The organism is Dolichospermum circinale AWQC310F, from assembly GCF_000426925.1.
Taxonomy (GTDB): Bacteria; Cyanobacteriota; Cyanobacteriia; order Cyanobacteriales; family Nostocaceae; genus Dolichospermum; species Dolichospermum circinale.
In genome coordinates, this window is sequence record NZ_KE384705.1 from 14,353 (window position 1) to 32,667 (window position 18,315).

Sequence of the window (18,315 nt, forward strand, 5' to 3'; positions counted from 1 at the left end):
CCCCCTTGCACCATGAAGAAACATTTCTCTTCATGCGTTTTCTCAAGGGCTTTTTGCTTTTTATTGCTTCCGTCAAATCTTCAAAAGCTACCTTGATTGCATCAGTCATCAAGTGATATGTAGCCGTAAAAACTATTGCTTGAATCCTACCTTTAAATGATGTTTCTCGGTTGTTCCACTTGATTTTACCGAGGTTATTCCGTTTGATTCTATCGGCTTTGGCACTATTCCCTTTGGCAATAGACTTGTCAAAAACTGATTTTATTTTGTTGCGTTTAACTTGTTTCGCTGTTCTGTAATCAGTTTCTTCTGTTTGGATTTTACCGAAATTATTACCCAAAAATCTAGCACCATCATTAGATGATGTAGCATAAACTTCTGTATAACCTCGGTCACAGCCAATTATTTTACCTTCGGTCTTTTTTTCGGCTTTTTGAATATCGGTTGTGTAATGTATTTCCCATCTACTATTACGTTTGATTAGCCTTAACTGACATTTTACTTCTGTCGGTAAAGTTGTTGGCAACTTCAGGGTTTTACCCTTTGTGAGTCCACCAAAACGCAGCCACACCACGCCTTTATTATCTAATTTAGTATCAAAAGCCTTGACAATAATTTGGTTACAAACTTTTGTGTGGCCTCGATACCAGAACTTTCTAACTAAGGTGCAAAGCTTGGGGTGTTTCAACCATTCACGACTTTCTAATGTAAGTTGTAAAACCCCTTTTTTGGACTGGAAGGATTGGAACGATTGACCCAAGGATTTCATCACTTTTTCGATGCAAGCAGCCTGAGCCAAATGGATATTATCAATTACATCATAAAGGGTTGAATCCCATAATTTAGCAGGTAATTGGTACTTGTCTTTCGACGTGCGTAGCTGTTTGTCAATTTCAAATTTAGAAATACCCCAAGCCTTTAAAGAGCCGAATTCATTCCACAAGTCAGAGCGTAGTTGTCCTAAACGCAAAGCAATTAAATCAAGTTCGTTAGATTTCCACGCATTTAGTTTTTTAGTCCCTAAAATTGCGATTCTCGTAACGGTTAACTGATTTTTAACTTTGAGTTTCATGGTCTAGACTCAGTACGTCTTTTGTCATTATACTTCTATTGAATCACATTGGCTACTATTTGGCTCATAAATATTTTGTTTTTCGGCTATTTTTTCCTTGTCAGCCCCCACAAGCGGTTGTCTTGGGGTGATAGCTGAATTGTTGATAAACTTGTTCTGGGGTTAGGTATTTCATCTTGGGTTTAAATACGATTAACCCCATTATACTACGTTATTCTGAGATTAAATCCCAAGACAAGAATAGACTTTAAATGTTGAACAGCTTATTTAGTAATTTCTGTTAAGTAGTATTCTTTAAATTAAGATATCGAGTATGTATATTCAACAATTCCATTAATCTAATCTGTGCTATACTGTTTGGTATTTATTGGCAATGGACATCAAAATCCAAATAAAGAAAACAGGCGTTAGATATGGTGAATTAGCTCAATTCGGCTGTACATCGTCTCTAATACTGGAAATATATAGCTTTAACAAGCTTGACTATCAGTGGATTTAAGTTAAACTGAAAGCGTCTTAATTTGATCAAGTACAATTCTGACAGATAGAGGAGGCAAAAATGTGAATTTTAGTAACTGTGTTCAGAGCAGTGGGGAATACAAGTACCAGAAAAATTGAAATTGAATAGTTTGATACTTCTTAAATCATCGTTATCCACTAACCTGGACGAGATAACTCATGAACAAACTCATAAGCGACTGAAAATTGTAATAAGTAGTTTACAATGCCAATTAGTGAGAGAATCTAAAGAAATTATAAAATAAACTCAAATGACTGTGGTGTCTGGAGGGCGAAAGTGTTTTTGAGACTAGCAAACGAACATAGACAATTTGTACAAGATTTGGTAATGAACTTGAAAGCCTTGGCGGTTGTACTAGAACGGCACGGTTATCCTGCTTCCTGCTATACTTGTGGCGATCAGATGAACAGCGCATCCTTTATGGTTAGTTTAGGAGACAATCATTTAATTCGTTTTTTAGTCTCAGATTATGGGATTACTTGGACTGAAATGCGTGATGATCGTGAATTAATGAAATTAGAAGGTGCAGAAGCGATTAACCAGTTAGAAGAACTAGCTACCCTAGTCAAACAGTCTCTACAAAAGTCTAGAGATACTGAGTATTTATCTCTGATAGGTAAACGCCTTTTACAGAAAAGTTCGGGAAGAGCGAAAACCCAACCATAACAAATTGAAACTATGTTTAGGTTGAAAGTTCTTATTTCCCACTAGCTTCGAGAATGACTGTGATGAAAATCACAAACAGCGGTAGCGCTATTGATTTCACAGGCTGACAAACTAATCTATCTGCTGGCTATAATTTGCTATAATTTATAGTTGATATTTATCAGCCAGCAATCAAATCTAAGAGTGCTAAAGATGCTGATCATTCATTATGCTTTACGGCTGCTGTGACAGTTTCTAGCATATTTATATTAACTTCTAGAAAATCATTATCTTTGAGAATTTGATACAAATTCACATTTTCTTCTAACAAACAAGCATGACCGCTATTTGGTAGGATAAATGTTTTGCTATTTGGTAAAATACTAGCCAATCTGGCGATTTCCGTGACGGAAGGTAATAAACGATCATTTCCACTACCAATGAGTAAAACTGGTTGTGTGAGCTTTTGCAAATCTTTTTTGTCAATTTGAAAATCTCGTAATAAAGACAACCGCCAGTTTACAGTCTCTGGTGGAATCGAACCCATGGCCGCGAGAAGTATTTGGCGCTGGCTTTCAGAAACGCGCTCCAATGAAGCCAGGAATGGTAACAAAGCCAATGAACCAACATTAAATAATAATGATGGGACAAACTGGGTAAACTGGGATATCCAGCTAAACCAGGGCTGGTGCAAAAAAGAAGAAGCAGGATTAATTAAGATAATGCGCTTAAATAAATGTGGTGACTCGGTTGCTACTTTCATGGCTAAACAACCACCAAAGGATTCACCACAGAGGTATATTGGCCGTTGACGGCTTTTTTCCAGTTCACCATGAATCAAATCTAAAACATTTCTGGCTAAAACATCCCAAGTACCAAGATGGTTTTTAGATATAGCCAAGCAACGAATATCTAAACCTGTTGATAATTCAGGGATTTGGGTTTGTAACAATTGACCAGTGCCATCCATTCCTGGTAAATAGATAAATAAGGGAGCATCCGACTGTACTGGTTTTGGAGTCAAAAAACAAGGTTTCAGGTCAACGGCTGGCATTTTGCGACTTTTTTTTAATCTATTCTATTTTTAACTTTACCGTTTCTCTGATCCAGATGGGGATGATGACATATTTTCTCCTTGTCTCCTGGTAAAATCAACCTTTCCAGACAAAAAACAACCGACTCTGAAACCATGATTACAGAATTTATGGCAATTTGTATTCATCATATATAAATATGTGAAAGCGTCAAATCCCCCTAGCTGTTAATAATGTTACATTGGTATTATACATAATACTATAGCATTCCGCAAGGATTTATGCACTTAAATGACATTGGATTACCATACCTAAAGTAGTGATAAATCTCTATATTGCTAGTGGTTAATTTACTGACAATGCTCAAGAAATTGCAGTTTATCTTGATGTATTTTGAAAATTTACTGACTATAAACTTATAAATATTTTCAGATAAATTCCATCAAAAATATAAGACAGGAAAGCTGGGTTAGGAGTCACCTAGAAACCTTGTTCAGTAAATTTCAGAAAATATCTAAAAATTTTTTGTATTCAGGGATAAAAAACCAGCTAATCATGAATTTCAAACCAAATTTTTGCAGAAAATCCTGAATATTGAAACTAATACTTTTGTCATGAATTTGATAATTTTATATGCTCAATTGTATGCACATCATCATCTATATTGCTGGAATTTGGATTAGTGTATTCTCTGTAACTACCAAGGAAATAAACAGGTTTTACCATGATTATTACTAACTGCTTTACCCGATTTGACAAGAAATCATTTAGGAGCTTTATAAAAGTGATCAAAAAATTCTCAATTCCATAAATTTGTTACAATTAAGGAGTAATTTCATAAAAAACCGTAGCAATGTTATATAATTGCGTAGTTTTATCTAGATAATCTAGATGATTAAGAGAGAAAACTGATTAATAATTTGCTTTTATTGTCCATGAATTTAGTGAATAAAACAGAAAACACTTTTGCACTGACAACACCGCTATATTATGTCAACGATGTTCCCCATATTGGCAGTGCTTATACAACTATAGCGGCAGATGTCATAGCCCGGTTTCAACGCTTACAGGGAAATCGAGTTTTACTAATTACGGGTACAGATGAACACGGACAAAAAATCCAGCGTTCAGCAGCCAGTTTAGGAAAAGCACCGCAAGATTTTTGTGATCAAATTGTTCCCAGTTTTACAAGATTGTGGGATTTACTCGATATTCAATATGATCGCTTTAGTCGGACCACTGCGCCCCGTCACGAAGCCATAGTTAAAGAGTTTTTTCAGCGAGTTTGGGAAAATGGTGACATCTATCAAGGAGAACAACAAGGTTGGTACTGCGTTTCCTGTGAAGAATTTAAGGAAGAACGGGATTTACTAGAAAATAAACGCTGTCCCATCCATACTACCAAAGAAGTGGAGTGGCGGGATGAGCAGAACTATTTCTTCCGTTTGTCTAAATATCAAACTCAGTTAGAGGAATTTTACCAATCTCACCCTGATTTTATTCAACCTGTGAGCAGACGAAATGAAGTTTTCAATTTTGTCGCTCAAGGTTTACAAGATTTTTCGATTTCGCGGGTAAATCTTGACTGGGGTTTTCCTGTACCTGTGGACTCTAAACATACATTGTATGTGTGGTTTGATGCTCTATTGGGTTATGTAACAGCATTGTTAGAACCAGACGCAGAACCAACCCTAGCTAATGCTTTACAAACATGGTGGCCAATTAATCTCCACTTGATTGGTAAAGATATTTTACGCTTTCATGCTGTTTACTGGCCAGCAATGCTGATGTCAGCGGGTTTACCTTTACCAGATAGGGTATTTGGACATGGTTTTTTAACTAAAGACGGTCAAAAAATGGGTAAAACTCTGGGTAATACCCTTGATCCTATCACTTTAGTGGAAAATTATGGTAGTGATGCCATTCGTTATTACTTCCTTAAGGAAATCGAATTTGGGAAAGATGGCGATTTTAATGAAATAAGGTTCATTAATGTTTTGAATGCAGATTTGGCGAATGATTTAGGTAATTTGTTGAATCGCACTTTAAATATGGTGAAGAAATACTGCTCTAGTCAAGTACCGTCCATAACCCAAGCAACTATTCCGACTGAAAATCCTTTAAAAATCATCGGGTTAGAGTTGGGAGAAAAGGTAAAACAAGCATATACAGCGTTAGCTTTTAATGAAGCCTGTCACTATGTTTTATCTCTGATACAAGCCAGCAACAAGTTTATTGATGATCAAGCCCCTTGGTCGTTATATAAACAAGGTAAACAGGAAGATGTAGAAGTGGTGCTATATGCGGTTCTGGAATCTGTGAGACTAGCAGCTTATCTCCTCTCCCCAATTATTCCTAATATCAGCAGTGATATTTATCAGCAATTAGGCTGGGGAATTAATTTTAATGAACAAAAAGAAAGTGCAATTTTAGCTCCTTTTTGTACCCACTCAACATGGGGAATATTATCCGATAAACAACAATTGGGGACACCCAAACCAGTTTTTAAGCGGATAGAAACATCAAAATAAAAGATTAATTTTGGGAACTGCTAATTCCTTCACAAAACGATTCGGGGCTGTACTGTCACCAATGACAGTTAGGAACATGAGTCAATAATCAGAGCTTTTTCGCTACTGATTTCGTGACTCCTGATCTATCAGCCTCGGAAACTTATCATAAGCGATTCTAACAAATCATGTAGTTAGAAATTTCTATCATAACAGGGATAACAACACAAGGTATGACAACAATGTTGAATAATTTGGAAAACGACTCGATATTTACGCCAGAACAAGTTTTGGAAAATCGGGGACGGGTAGCTATCTTTATTGACGGCTCAAACTTATTTTATGCAGCACTACAACTAGGAATCGAAATTGATTATACTAAGTTATTGTGTCGTTTAACTGGGGGTTCAAGACTATTACGGGCTTTTTTCTACACAGGGGTAGATCGGACAAATGAGAAGCAACAGGGATTTTTGTTGTGGATGCGTCGCAACGGCTATAGAGTCATTGCTAAGGATTTGGTACAACTACCTGATGGTTCTAAAAAAGCTAACCTAGATGTGGAAATAGCCGTTGATATGATGGCTTTAGTTGATTCCTATGATACCGCAGTTTTAGTCAGCGGTGATGGTGATTTGGCTTATGCTGTCAATTCTGTCAGCTATCGGGGTGTGAGGGTAGAGGTGGTGAGTTTACGATCTATGACTAGTGATAGTTTAATTAATGTTAGCGATCGCTATATTGATTTAGAAGCTATCAAAGAAGATATCCAAAAAACTCCCCGTCAAAGTTACCCATATCGGCCATTGTCTAGTATGGGTTTTTTAGACGACCCTAGAGGTATTGATAGACATCTAGAATTTCCAGAGTAATGCAATATTCACAAGACAGGGAGAATGGAAGACAAAAATCAAAGCGTCAGCGGGGAAATCAACATCATTTTCCCGACTTCTATTCATTTTCACAGTTTAGATTACCAACAAATTGGGTTTACCTGTCTTTATCATTGTGCTTAGGGTTATGGTTATCTGCTTGTGGTAATCCCTCTGCACCTAACCAATCAAAAACTAACACTTCATCTCCAAAAGAAGACGAAACTAAGTTAACTTTTTTTGGTGTGGCTTTAGAACAATTTGATGAGACAGGGAGGCCAATTTGGAAAGTTAAAGCCAAAGAGGCAAAATACACTACAGACAAACAAATGGGTCAGGCTCAAAGTCCTCAAGGGGAACTCTACCAAGATGGAAAAGTTGTCTACCAAATTAAAGCAGAAAAAGCTGACATTAAGCAAGATGGTAAGCAACTTTTTCTTCAGGGTAAAATTGTGGCTACTGACCCCCGCAATGGTATTGTTTTTCAGGGTAATGAGTTAGAATGGCGACCTCAAGAAGATTTATTAATTGTCCGTAATCAATTAAATGGTAGCCATAAACAATTACAAGCAACAGCCCACGAAGCTAAGGTAAAAACTCGTGAACAACGGGTAGAATTTTCAGGAGGAGTAGTAGCAAAATCTACAGACCCACAATTACAAATGCGAACTGAGCATTTAATATGGCAGATTAAAGATGATAAACTATTTAGCGATCGCTCTATCCAAATAGAACGATATCAAGATAACAAAATCTCTGGTCGCAGTCAAGGCAATGCTGCCGAAATTAATTTAAAAACTCAAATTGCAATTCTTCAACCACAGGCCAAATTAGAGTTAGTAAATCCGCTTATGCAAATTACTAGTAACTCTATAACCTGGAATATTCAGAAGGAAAATATCACTACCAATTCTCCCATTCGTGTCTTCAAAGCTGCTGAGAATCTAACGATTATAGCTAATCAAGGAAAAATGAACATACCAGAAAACACCGTATATCTCACTGGAAATGTCAATGCAGTTGGACAACGTAGTCAGTCTTTAAAATCAAATCAATTGACTTGGTATTTAAATAAAAAGTTGTTAGAGGCTAAGGGAAATGTAATTTATGATCAAGTTGCACCAAAATTAACTTTTCAAGGAGAAACAGCCATTGGTAATTTAGAAACAGAAAATATTGTGGTTAAAGGTGGTAATTCTAGACAGAAAGTAGTAACAGAAATTATTCCCCAAGAAAATAGGTAATATCATGTCCGCCCAATCACTTACGATATAGTTGATCATTGTACTGCCTTTTCCCCATTACCAATTACCCATTACCAGCCTCAACAGATATGATCAGTTTTTAACCAGACATGATATAATACAGCAGTTTCCGGTATTATCAAGTACAGATTTAGGATTAGACAATTTAGTTGCGTAACAGCTTAACGATCATCTCTGACCAAATGGAGACACCGCTACTTTTGAAACCCCCTACGTTGTCCATAATATATGGTTTTAAATTTGACCTGATTTGTGCCTGGATGATAAATAGTGTAAGTAGCTTCTCCTGGGGTTCGTCCCACATTTCCTACCCCAACTACTTGACGGGAACTGGTGGTGACTATTTCTGGGGAAAATTGACTATCTAGAGTGGTAATTTTACTGTTGATAGAACCCCCTTGTAATTTGTATTGGAAGGTTAAACCAGAACGACCGCAAAATAGGTTATTCGCTTGCATCCGTGATAGTCTATCTAACATTTGTATAGGAGGAGTTTGGGGATTAAGTTCTTCACTCACACCCACGGTTGAACCATGTATCAATAAACAATCTAACTCAAAAAAACCTAAATCGAGCGATCGCAACCATTGTACGGTTTGACGAGAAACACAATCCCACAATCTTTGTACAGTGTCACCTCCATATTTTGCTATCAATTCTGGTGCGTCTGCGGTTGATCCCCAACCATGTAAAATTAAACATTGTTCTTCCCACCATCCTTTACAAATCATCGGTGCTAATTCACCCCGTCGCTGTGATTTGACTCTTTGTACCAACCCTTCAGATTCCTGTGTTGGACCGACTAAATCACCGATAATGTATAATGCCTCTATATAACGGCTTTGACGTTTAATATCAGCCATTACAGCCTCATAGGCCGACAAATTTCCCTCAATTCCACTCAAAATCGCCCACATAATCAATTTTAGATTTTAGATTTTAGATTTTAGATTTTATCTGGTACAAACATGAGTTGGATCATCTGCGCGTTCTGCATATTCTAAGCCATGAGCCAAGCGCCAAGCAAAAATTTCTGGTAATCCTTTTTGGATAATTGCTGCACAGGTTTTTTGATAATCATAAGTAACTTCTCGTAAAGTCACCGCTTGATTATCGGTTTCGTAAATTACATAAGTTGCATTTGGTCGTCCATGACGTGGTTCTCCCACAGAACCTACATTAACAATCTTTTTTAGAGGAGATAAAAAATTTATTTTACGTGATTCTCCTTGAGCGTCAACTTCGATTTGTAACTCACCAGCATTCAGATCACGAGCATAGGGAACGTGAGTATGTCCACAAAATAGCACATCCGCACCTGTAGAAAGTACCCGTTCTAAAGCCACAAAAGCATCAATTTCTGGTAATAAATATTCATGGTTACTATGGGGACTACCGTGAACAAAGGCCAAATTTTGCCATTCTAGACTATAGGGTAAATTAGCTAAAAATTCCCGATTTTCTGGGTTAATTTCCTGATTTGTCCATTGGTGAGCTTTAATTCCTCTTTTTTCTGCCAATACTGAAGGATAACTACAATCACAAGCGTTTAATCCCTCTACAACATCTTCATCCCAACAACCAGCGCAAGTAGGAATATCTAAAGAGCGAATTTGATTAATTACAGCATTTGGGTGCGGTCCATATCCCACTAAATCACCAACACAAAAGATTTTTTCGGCTTTTTGCTGGTCAATATCTAATAGTACAGCATCTAAAGCTTCATAATTACCATGAATACATGACATAACGGCTATTTTCATACTTCTTGACCTTCTAGTAAAATTTGTCGTACCTGTTGTTGATATTGGAAAATTAATGATTCAGATAAAAAGCAATCTAATAATGTTTCTTTTAAGGCTGTTTCAGCTAGATTTTTTCCTACTATTTCTATCCCACTAAATCGTCGAGGTCTTCCTTGTAAATGTCGTGGTAAATCTAATTCTAAAAAGTCTATTTGGGGAACACCAGAAACAAAATCACAGTAAAGAGAACGTCCGTCATTAACATCAAAAATTGCCTTAGCGCGAGTAACAATACCATAAGCACCATGAGTTATTTCATACCAAAATTCCTCTAAACTATTTTCATCTATAACCTGACCTGTAGTTTCTACTCGCCATAGATTTTCTATAATTATACTTGGAACTGGCGCACCATATATAATTTCCTTTGTCCAATGATCATATTCAGAGTTTTTCAAATCAGGAGGGATAATTGCCACCGCGCGGTAATTTAAATTACCTAATATTTTTGATATAGCCTTTAACTCTAGATAAGAACCTAATTCGATATAAACACTATCTGCGGTAGGGATATGATCAATAAACTCAACTTCTTGACCGTCACTAAATATTTTTAAATCAGGAAAATCAGTAGCCATTTTAGTTTTATCAATGGGAATATTACCCGTTCCCAAACTCAAATAAGTTACTTTTTCAGAAGATATAATCTCTCGAATCTCTTGACAAATCCAGGTAGTTTTGCCAGATCCAAATAATCCAGCCACAACAGTAATCATGGGCGTATTCATGGGTAAACTAATAGTAAAAATTATGTATAGGTTGACAAAATTTCCACAGAATTAAAAAAACAACTTCTTGCTCCAGTATGACAGGCTTGATCACCAACTTGGTCAATCTTAACAAGAATTGTATCACCATCACAGTCATAAAAAAGCTCCTTTAGCTTTTGAATATGTCCAGATGTTGCTCCTTTATGCCATAATTGCGAACGAGAACGACTCCAATAATGAACTTCACCTGTAGCTAGGGTTTTAACAATTGATTCTGCATTCATCCAAGCCATCATTAAAACAGTACCATCATAGTAATCTTGAGCTATGGCCGGAATTAAACCCTGCTCATTAAATTTCAAATTTTCAATCATTTCAGTAGTATTTGCTAAATCGAATTTTATCTTAATCATTTATCTCTCATTATCTGCGTTTATCTGCGTTTATCTGCGGTCAAATATTTTTCTTTTTACCTCTAATAAATTCAGGATTGATAATTCATAATGTAGAGACAGATATATCTTATCTCTACATAATACCAACCAAATTTATCTCAAAAAAGGCCTTTAGTAAAAGTTAGGATTGTGTCGAATCAAATTCATAAATTCTTCACGAGTAGATGGGTCTTCAGAAAACACACCACGCATGGCGCTGGTAACAGTCCAAGAACCTGGTTTTTGCACTCCTCTCATCACCATACACATATGAGTTGCTTCAATGACCACTGCAACCCCTTTAGGTTTGAGTAAACCTTGCACTGCATCAGCAATTTGTAAAGTCAACCGTTCTTGTACTTGTAAACGTCGAGCATACATTTCACAAATGCGAGCAATTTTTGATAAACCAATGACTTTAGCATTAGGAATATAAGCGACATGAGCGCGACCAATAATCGGTAATATGTGGTGTTCACAGGAGCTAAAAAGATCAATATCCCGGACTAAAACCATTTCATTAGCATCTTCGGTGAAAACTGCTCCATTTAATAGTTCATCCAAAGATTGATGATATCCATTCGTCAGAAACTTTAAAGCTTTAACAACTCTTTTGGGAGTATCTTTTAACCCTTCTCTGTCAGGATTTTCTCCCAATCCAATCAACAAAGTGCGTACAGCTTGTCTCATATCATCTTCTGTTACAGTTGGTAATTCTTGCCGATATAAGGATGAAATGTCAGCAGTAGAATTTAGCTCTGGACGAATAGATAAAGTCATTTTTTTAGCTTAATGGGGATGATTTATGAGCAAAGTTAATAGTTTCATTTATAAACTATATCTATAAATAGCTATTAACTAAATTTGATTTGATGAATTTGAGAATTAATGAAGACTTTTAAACTAACTATAACAAACATTCGCTAAGTTTTGCATGAATCTCATTAGCCTCCAATTTTCTACCAATAAAAACTACCTGATTTTTAGGTTGATTAGGCCATTCGTCAGCGTGCAAAGTGTAACGAGGTCCACTGAGTTGAAAGATATGACGCAAGCCACTATCACTAAACCATAAAATTCCTTTAGCACGAAATACATTCTGCGGTATTTCTTCAGTCAAAAAATGCTCAAATTTATGGACATCAAATGGTTTATTACTTTGGAAAGAAATTGAAACAAACCCATCATTATCTAAATGATCGGAGTGATGATGATGATGTTCATGTTCATGTTCATGTTTATGTTCATGTTTATGTTCATGTTTATGGTCATGTTCATGTTTATGGTCATGGTTATGACGATCTTCATCATCAGTGACAATATACTTATGTATTGGTGTTAAACTCACATCTAAGATCAATGGTAAAGCAACTTCACCATATTGAGTATGTAGAATTTTCGCTCCCATTTTGACATCATGGATAAAATATTCTAATTCTTGTATTTTTTCTGGCTTCACAAGGTCTATTTTATTGAGGAGAATAATATCTCCATAGGTAATCTGTCTTAAAGCTGCTTCACTATCGAAATGTTTTTCATCAAAGGCTTCAGCATCTACCACTGTAATAATTGAATCTAGGTTAGTTAAATCCCTCAATTCTGTTCCCAGAAAAGTTAAAATGATTGGTAAAGGATCAGCAACACCTGTAGTTTCAATAACTAGATAATCAATGCGATCTTCTCTTTCTAGAACTCGATAAACCGCATCAACTAAACCATCATTAATTGTACAACATATACAGCCATTACTAAGTTCCATCATAGCTTCATCTACAGAAATTAGTAATTGACTATCAATGTTAATATCACCAAACTCATTGACGAGGACAGCGACTTTTAAATCTTGTTTGTTTTGAAGAATCTGATTTAAAAGCGTAGTTTTACCACTTCCTAAAAACCCTGTAATTATAGTTATTGGCATTCCGCGTTTGGGTATTTCAGGAATTGTATTTGTTGTGTTTAGAGTGATTGTATTCATGTCAAAAGTTTTTTACCTTCTGTATCTTAGTTAATCAGATAATGCTAACTGTTTTAATGCTGACTTTGTACTGTTTGGAGATAAGAAACAATTTCATTGAAACTCATCACCCCTAAATCTCCATTCTGTCTGGTTCTGACACTCAAAGTTTGGTTTTTGACCTCCTGCTTACCAATAACAATAACAACAGGAATTTTTTCTAATTCCGCTACCCGAATTTGCTTACCCAAACGCTCACCACTGCTATCTAATTCTACCCGAAAGCCATTTTTTTTGAGATTGGTGGCAACTGATTTTGCATATTCTCGGAAATCATCACTTACAGGCAACAATCGCAGTTGTACTGGTGCTAACCATAAAGGAAAATCACCTGCATAATTCTCGATTAAAATACCAAAAAAGCGTTCTAAAGATCCAAAAATAGCCCGATGAATCATGATTGGTCTTTGACGACTACCATCATTGGCAATATATTCCATGTCAAATCTTTCTGGCAAATTAAAATCTACCTGAATAGTTGAACACTGCCACATACGACCAATAGCATCTTGAATTTTAATATCTATTTTCGGTCCATAGAAAGCCCCACCACCAGCGTCTACAGTATAATTCCAACCTTTAGTATTTAAAGCTTGTTCTAGGGCTGTGGTAGCTAATTCCCATACATGATCAGTTCCTACAAACTTATGGGGACGGGTAGAAAGATTGACCTCATATTGTTTAAAACCAAAGTCTGATAAAATCCGTTCTGTGAGTTCTAAAACTCCTAAAATTTCATCAGCAATTTGGTCAGGTAAACAAAAAATATGAGCGTCATCTTGAGTAAATCCCCTCACTCTCATTAACCCATGTAGTGACCCAGACCGTTCATAACGATAAACTGTCCCTAATTCTGCCCATCTTAATGGTAATTCTCGATAGGAATGGAGTTGATTTTTATAGGTGAGAACATGAAAAGGGCAATTCATGGGCTTAATCTGATAAGCCTGATTTTCCACATCTATGGAGTCAAACATACTTTCTTGATAAAAGTCAAAATGACCCGATGTTTTCCATAAATCAAGATTGGCTATATGAGGTGTATACAGTAGTTCATAACCAGATTCAAGATGAGCTTTACGCCAATAATCTTCAATTATATAGCGCGTAGTTGCCCCTTTGGGATGCCAAAATACTAAACCACCACCCGCTGCTTCTTGAATACTAAATAAGTTGAGTTCCTGACCCAATTTTCTATGATCTCGAAGCAAAGCTGCTTCTGTTTGTTGGATAAAAGCCTCTAATTCTACTTTTGTTTGCCAAGCTGTACCATAAATTCGTTGTAGCTGAGGTTTAGTTTCATCACCTTGCCAATAAGCACCAGCCACATTTAACAGTTTAAAAGCATCAGCATCAATTTCACCAGTAAAATCAATATGTGGACCGGCACATAAGTCCCACCAATATTGATCCCCTAATTGAATTTCTGTGGCAAATAATGAAGCTTCTGAATTACCAGTTTCAGGAGTACCAATCAAGTAGCGGGTAATAATTTCTGATGCGGGTATATGTTCTAATATCTCTAGCTTGTAGGGTTCATTTAACTCCACAATCTCACCACGAATTTCTGCTCTTTCTACCTCTTCACGGATAATAGGTAAATTCGCTTTTATGATCCCTTTCATCTCGATTTCAATTTTTCCTAAGTCATCAGGGGTGATACTAACTGGACAATCAAAATCATAGTAAAATCCAGTGTCTGTGACAGGACCAATTGCTATCTTAGTGCCTGGAAATATCCGTTGTACGGACATGGCCATGATATGGGCGCAGGTGTGACGAATTCGTGTAAGTTTATCAGAGTTACGCGCTTTTAAACTATTTTGAGACTGGCTTAATAAACTGACCATAGCTAACAAAAATGATAACCGTTATCAAGTTAACACAAAAAAAGTCCGAATGTAAATGATTTTGTCATTTATTTGCCAAAAAATCTTTGCCACTTCCTGAACAGAACCTTAACTCAACATCAAAGCCACTTCTTTGGCAAAATAAGTTAAAATTAAATCAGCACCAGCCCGCTTCATACTGGTTAAAGTCTCTAAAATCACCTTTTTCTCATCAATCCAACCCTTTTGAGCAGCCGCTTTAATCATTGCATATTCACCACTAACATTATAAGCTGCAACTGGTAAATTTGTGGCTAATTTTACTTGACATATAATGTCTAAATAGGCCAAAGCTGGTTTCACCATGATAATATCCGCACCCTCAGCAATATCAAGTTCAACTTCTTTCAAAGCCTCTTTAGCGTTAGCCAGGTCCATTTGATAGGTTTTTTTGTCACCAAATTTGGGCGCGGAATCTAAAGCATCTCGAAATGGTCCATAATAGGCAGAAGCATATTTAGCCGAGTATGCTAAAATTCCCACATTTATATAACCTTCAGCGTCTAAAGCCTGACGAATTGCCCCAATTCTACCATCCATCATATCAGAAGGAGCAACAAAATCAGTTCCTGCTTCTGCTTGAGAAAGTGCCATTTTCACCAAAACTTCTATAGTGGGGTCATTGAGAATAATTCCATTTTCATCCACTAAACCATCATGACCATGGGTAGTAAAAGGGTCAAGAGCGACATCAGTAATGACAATTATTTCCGGGACTAGCTTTTTAATAGCTTTAACCGTTTCCTGTACCAATCCCTGCTGGTTGTAACTTTCCGAACCTGTTTCATCTTTGTCTTTTTCTGGAATTACCGGGAAAATTGCTACAGCATTAATTCCCAATTGTGACACTTCGGCCATTTCTTTCAGGAGTAAATCGAGAGAAAAACGATAACAACCGGGCATAGAAGATATCTCTACCTTTTCCCCTTCCCCCTCCATGACAAACACGGGATAGATCAGATCATCCACAGTTAAAATTGTTTCCCGTACCATGCTCCGTAGAGTTTCAGTACGACGCAGACGGCGGGGACGTTTAAGCAAGCTTTGAGACGACATAGAAGATTAACCAAAATGATAATCATTATTATAAACCATCCCGTTCAAATCCCCACCACCAATTTTATTTATTTTAATTTTCCTCCGTGTTTGCAGGGAATTTGCGCGAAACAAAAACCAGAAATCCCGATAAAAATCGGGAATTACCACTAAGGAACATCAATAGGAATCAAACCATTTTCCGGCACATAACTAGAAAAACAACCATCATCAGATAACACCAAAATTAACCGTAGAGGATAATCGGGAGGAACTTGCAAATCAGCCCAAGGTATTGCTATTTCTAGACAAGAATCTAAAGCAACTTGAGCGCGAGTAGCACGGGGATACCATAAATGATTGTCTCCCGCTGCTCTAAATTGCACGGACTGACTCAGTAAATTCACTTCTAAATGATGGTGAAATAGATAATTCAAGGGTGCTGTATCTGGTACTTCAGCTAGAGGTATAGAACTATTCACCATTGTCCGCTCAGGATAATACCAGAATAGGTGTAAATCTGGTGGTATGTCCCGACCGGGAACAGCACCAATTTTAAAATCTACCCGCACGTAAAAGTTTAAATGGTCTACACCATACCAAAGACGCTGAACAGTGCTACTACTGTGCATTGTTCCCCTTGCACCACCCACTTCTATCCTTCCGGCTCTATCCCAATCTTGCTCATCACCTTTACCATCTATGTTAGGATGGATAAATCCCTCTGGTTTGTGGTCTAAACGGGCTGCATGGATTTCTAGGGGACTGTGGAGATAGGGTGGTATAGGTTCATTTAAGGCTGTGTAAATACCGTGCAGATGTTCCCGAAATAATTGGTCAAAAATAGCATCTTGATTAGAAGAATGGCCTTCTCCAAACCACCAAAACCAATCTGAACCTTCAGCAGCATATAAGGCTTCCCAGGCTGCGGGGTTGTTCTCTTCTGTAGCTTCCGGGTGATTTGCTAATACTTGTCTAGCTGCGGTGAGATAGTCCCAAGCGCGGTTTTTAACCGGGTCTCCTATCCATGTGGTAAAATTGCCATCTACCCAAGAACCGCTATGGAGTTGTTCACTTTTTATGGTTGCGGTGGGAGGGAACTGGTCAATAAATTCCGAAACAGTGACAAGTTTGATGTGGGGTTCATGACTCAAACTTTCGTATAGTGTTTCTAGGAAGTCTTTACCGTCATGGGGATAAAATTCCCAACAATTTTCCCCGTCTAGGGCAATTGTAACTAACCAAGGTTGATCATCGTCACTTTCTTTTTGTTGTTTAGCGATCGCTTGCAAATGTCCAATTAAATCCGCTGCTGCTTTTTTCGCCGGCATAGATCCATAGGTAAAACCAATTAAATCCGATAACCTATGATCCCGAAAAACTATAGATACATCACCAGCGTCAGTTTGCAGACGATAGGGACGATAAAGCAATTGTGGTTGCTGTACATTTCCCGCAGCATTGCGATGAAAAAAGTGTTTTAATGACCAACCTAAAACCGCTTCATCTGAACAAATCCATTTAAAACCTTGTTTAATAATATACGGTAAAATTTCTGGACTAACGGACTGTTCCGAAGGCCACAAACCTCTAGGCTCTTGTCCAAATCTATCTATATATAAATCCCAGGATTTTTGTAAATGTCGAGGTATATCTTCTACCCACCCAAACCTCTGTTTAGGTAATGTCATCTGCGGCACTGCTACCCGTCCAGCATTGGTATCAGCTAATAGAGGCAGAATTGGGTGAGTATAGGGAGTCGTGGTAACTTCTAGTTGACCACTTTTCTGCATTTTCCGATGTTGGGGAATAATTTGACTGAGAATTTGCCGCTGTTTGGAATAAATGCGCTGGCGATCGCCTAAACTAAAATTACGTTCTTGTTCTAACCAAGCAGCAATTTCCGGGTCATGCCAAAACAAAGGATCAATCCAAGCCAAATTATGCCAAGCTAATAAATCGCCATAATCTGACAATTTCCAGTTTGCTAAACACCATTGCTGTCCCTGTTCCTGTCTTTGATAATATAACTGGGCATAACGAGGATGGGGATCAATCAAAGTATGATGATTAGCATCAAAGAAATGTTGAATAATAAACTCTTTTTGTTCACGGGTCAACTGTTCCACAGCAGTCAAACTAGCAGTTAAATAGGGGTCAAAAGCCGTACCCGCAACATAATCTTCCAGTTGTAATATTAACGAAGGTACTAAATTTACCGTTTGGTGCAACTTAGGATACTTTTCTAACAATAATACTAAATCCAAATAATCCTTAGTGCCATGTAACCGTACCCAAGGCAAGCGATACTGTTGACTAATCACCAAAGAACTGCCATTCTCAGGAGACTTGTACAACGGTTGATGTTGATGCCAGATAAATGCAACGTGCAGAGGATGAGACATAGTGTTGAAAATAGGGAATAGGGAATAGGGAATAGGGAACAGGGAATAGGGAACAGGGAACAGGGAACAGGGAACAGGGAACAGGGAACAGGGAACAGGGAA

The 18,315-nt window shown here is 37.3% G+C and carries 15 protein-coding genes; 4 read left to right on the forward strand and 11 right to left on the reverse strand.

Going from position 1 to position 18,315, the window contains the following annotated elements; all coding sequences use genetic code 11:
• On the reverse strand, nucleotides 1-1,072 hold a 1,072-nt coding region (locus tag ACIR310F_RS26295; protein WP_035368317.1), incomplete at its 3' end, for a hypothetical protein.
• A gap of 796 nt (nucleotides 1,073-1,868) precedes the next feature.
• Here ACIR310F_RS26295 and ACIR310F_RS0117205 point away from each other — a divergent pair.
• Complete coding sequence (locus ACIR310F_RS0117205) at nucleotides 1,869-2,258, forward strand: DUF1815 family protein (protein WP_028084898.1); 390 nt, start codon at nucleotides 1,869-1,871, stop codon at nucleotides 2,256-2,258.
• Between the two features lie 199 nt (nucleotides 2,259-2,457).
• On the opposite strand, the gene ACIR310F_RS0117210 is transcribed toward ACIR310F_RS0117205, so the two are convergent.
• Nucleotides 2,458-3,291 carry an alpha/beta fold hydrolase gene (locus ACIR310F_RS0117210; RefSeq protein ID WP_028084899.1) on the reverse strand — a complete coding sequence of 278 codons (834 nt, stop codon included), beginning with the start codon at nucleotides 3,289-3,291 and terminating at the stop codon, nucleotides 2,458-2,460.
• A 915-nt stretch (nucleotides 3,292-4,206) separates the two neighbouring features.
• Between ACIR310F_RS0117210 and metG the strand changes: the two genes are divergently transcribed.
• The 3 genes from metG (at nucleotide 4,207) to lptC (ending at nucleotide 7,897) form a co-directional block, all read left to right on the forward strand.
• Nucleotides 4,207-5,802 carry a methionine--tRNA ligase gene (metG, locus tag ACIR310F_RS0117215; protein WP_028084900.1) on the forward strand — a complete coding sequence of 532 codons (1,596 nt, stop codon included), beginning with the start codon at nucleotides 4,207-4,209 and terminating at the stop codon, nucleotides 5,800-5,802.
• Nucleotides 5,803-6,023: 221 nt separating this feature from the next.
• On the forward strand, nucleotides 6,024-6,653 hold the full coding sequence (locus tag ACIR310F_RS0117225) for a LabA-like NYN domain-containing protein (protein ID WP_028084901.1): 630 nt from the start codon (nucleotides 6,024-6,026) through the stop codon (nucleotides 6,651-6,653).
• On the forward strand, nucleotides 6,653-7,897 hold the full coding sequence (gene lptC, locus ACIR310F_RS0117230; RefSeq protein ID WP_028084902.1) for an LPS export ABC transporter periplasmic protein LptC: 1,245 nt from the start codon (nucleotides 6,653-6,655) through the stop codon (nucleotides 7,895-7,897). The genes ACIR310F_RS0117225 and lptC overlap by 1 nt, the downstream gene beginning before the upstream one ends.
• 215 nt (nucleotides 7,898-8,112) lie before the next feature.
• Here the strand turns inward: lptC and ACIR310F_RS0117235 are convergent, their stop codons facing one another.
• The 9 genes from ACIR310F_RS0117235 to ACIR310F_RS0117280 all read right to left on the reverse strand — a co-directional run bounded on the left by ACIR310F_RS0117235 (nucleotide 8,113) and on the right by ACIR310F_RS0117280 (nucleotide 18,213).
• Entirely contained in the window at nucleotides 8,113-8,841 is a 729-nt protein-coding gene (locus ACIR310F_RS0117235; RefSeq protein WP_155963884.1) for a metallophosphatase, read from the reverse strand.
• Between the two features lie 30 nt (nucleotides 8,842-8,871).
• Complete coding sequence (locus ACIR310F_RS0117240) at nucleotides 8,872-9,681, reverse strand: metallophosphoesterase family protein (protein WP_028084904.1); 810 nt, start codon at nucleotides 9,679-9,681, stop codon at nucleotides 8,872-8,874.
• Entirely contained in the window at nucleotides 9,678-10,451 is a 774-nt protein-coding gene (locus ACIR310F_RS0117245; protein ID WP_028084905.1) for a hypothetical protein, read from the reverse strand. The genes ACIR310F_RS0117240 and ACIR310F_RS0117245 overlap by 4 nt, the downstream gene beginning before the upstream one ends.
• Nucleotides 10,452-10,471: 20 nt before the next feature.
• Entirely contained in the window at nucleotides 10,472-10,846 is a 375-nt protein-coding gene (gene hisI, locus ACIR310F_RS0117250) for a phosphoribosyl-AMP cyclohydrolase (RefSeq protein WP_051289716.1), read from the reverse strand.
• Nucleotides 10,847-10,999: 153 nt separating this feature from the next.
• The gene (folE, locus tag ACIR310F_RS0117255) at nucleotides 11,000-11,647 is read right to left on the reverse strand and encodes a GTP cyclohydrolase I FolE (protein WP_028084907.1); all 648 of its coding nucleotides are present in this window, start codon (nucleotides 11,645-11,647) and stop codon (nucleotides 11,000-11,002) included.
• Nucleotides 11,648-11,774: 127 nt separating this feature from the next.
• Complete coding sequence (locus ACIR310F_RS0117260; RefSeq protein ID WP_028084908.1) at nucleotides 11,775-12,845, reverse strand: CobW family GTP-binding protein; 1,071 nt, start codon at nucleotides 12,843-12,845, stop codon at nucleotides 11,775-11,777.
• Between the two features lie 53 nt (nucleotides 12,846-12,898).
• Nucleotides 12,899-14,734 carry a threonine--tRNA ligase gene (gene thrS, locus ACIR310F_RS0117265; protein WP_028084909.1) on the reverse strand — a complete coding sequence of 612 codons (1,836 nt, stop codon included), beginning with the start codon at nucleotides 14,732-14,734 and terminating at the stop codon, nucleotides 12,899-12,901.
• Nucleotides 14,735-14,842: 108 nt separating this feature from the next.
• The gene (hemB, locus tag ACIR310F_RS0117270) at nucleotides 14,843-15,829 is read right to left on the reverse strand and encodes a porphobilinogen synthase (protein WP_028084910.1); all 987 of its coding nucleotides are present in this window, start codon (nucleotides 15,827-15,829) and stop codon (nucleotides 14,843-14,845) included.
• 149 nt (nucleotides 15,830-15,978) lie between these two features.
• Nucleotides 15,979-18,213, reverse strand: coding sequence for a glycoside hydrolase (locus tag ACIR310F_RS0117280; RefSeq protein WP_028084911.1), 2,235 nt, complete (start codon nucleotides 18,211-18,213; stop codon nucleotides 15,979-15,981).
• Between the last annotated feature and the right edge of the window lie 102 nt (nucleotides 18,214-18,315).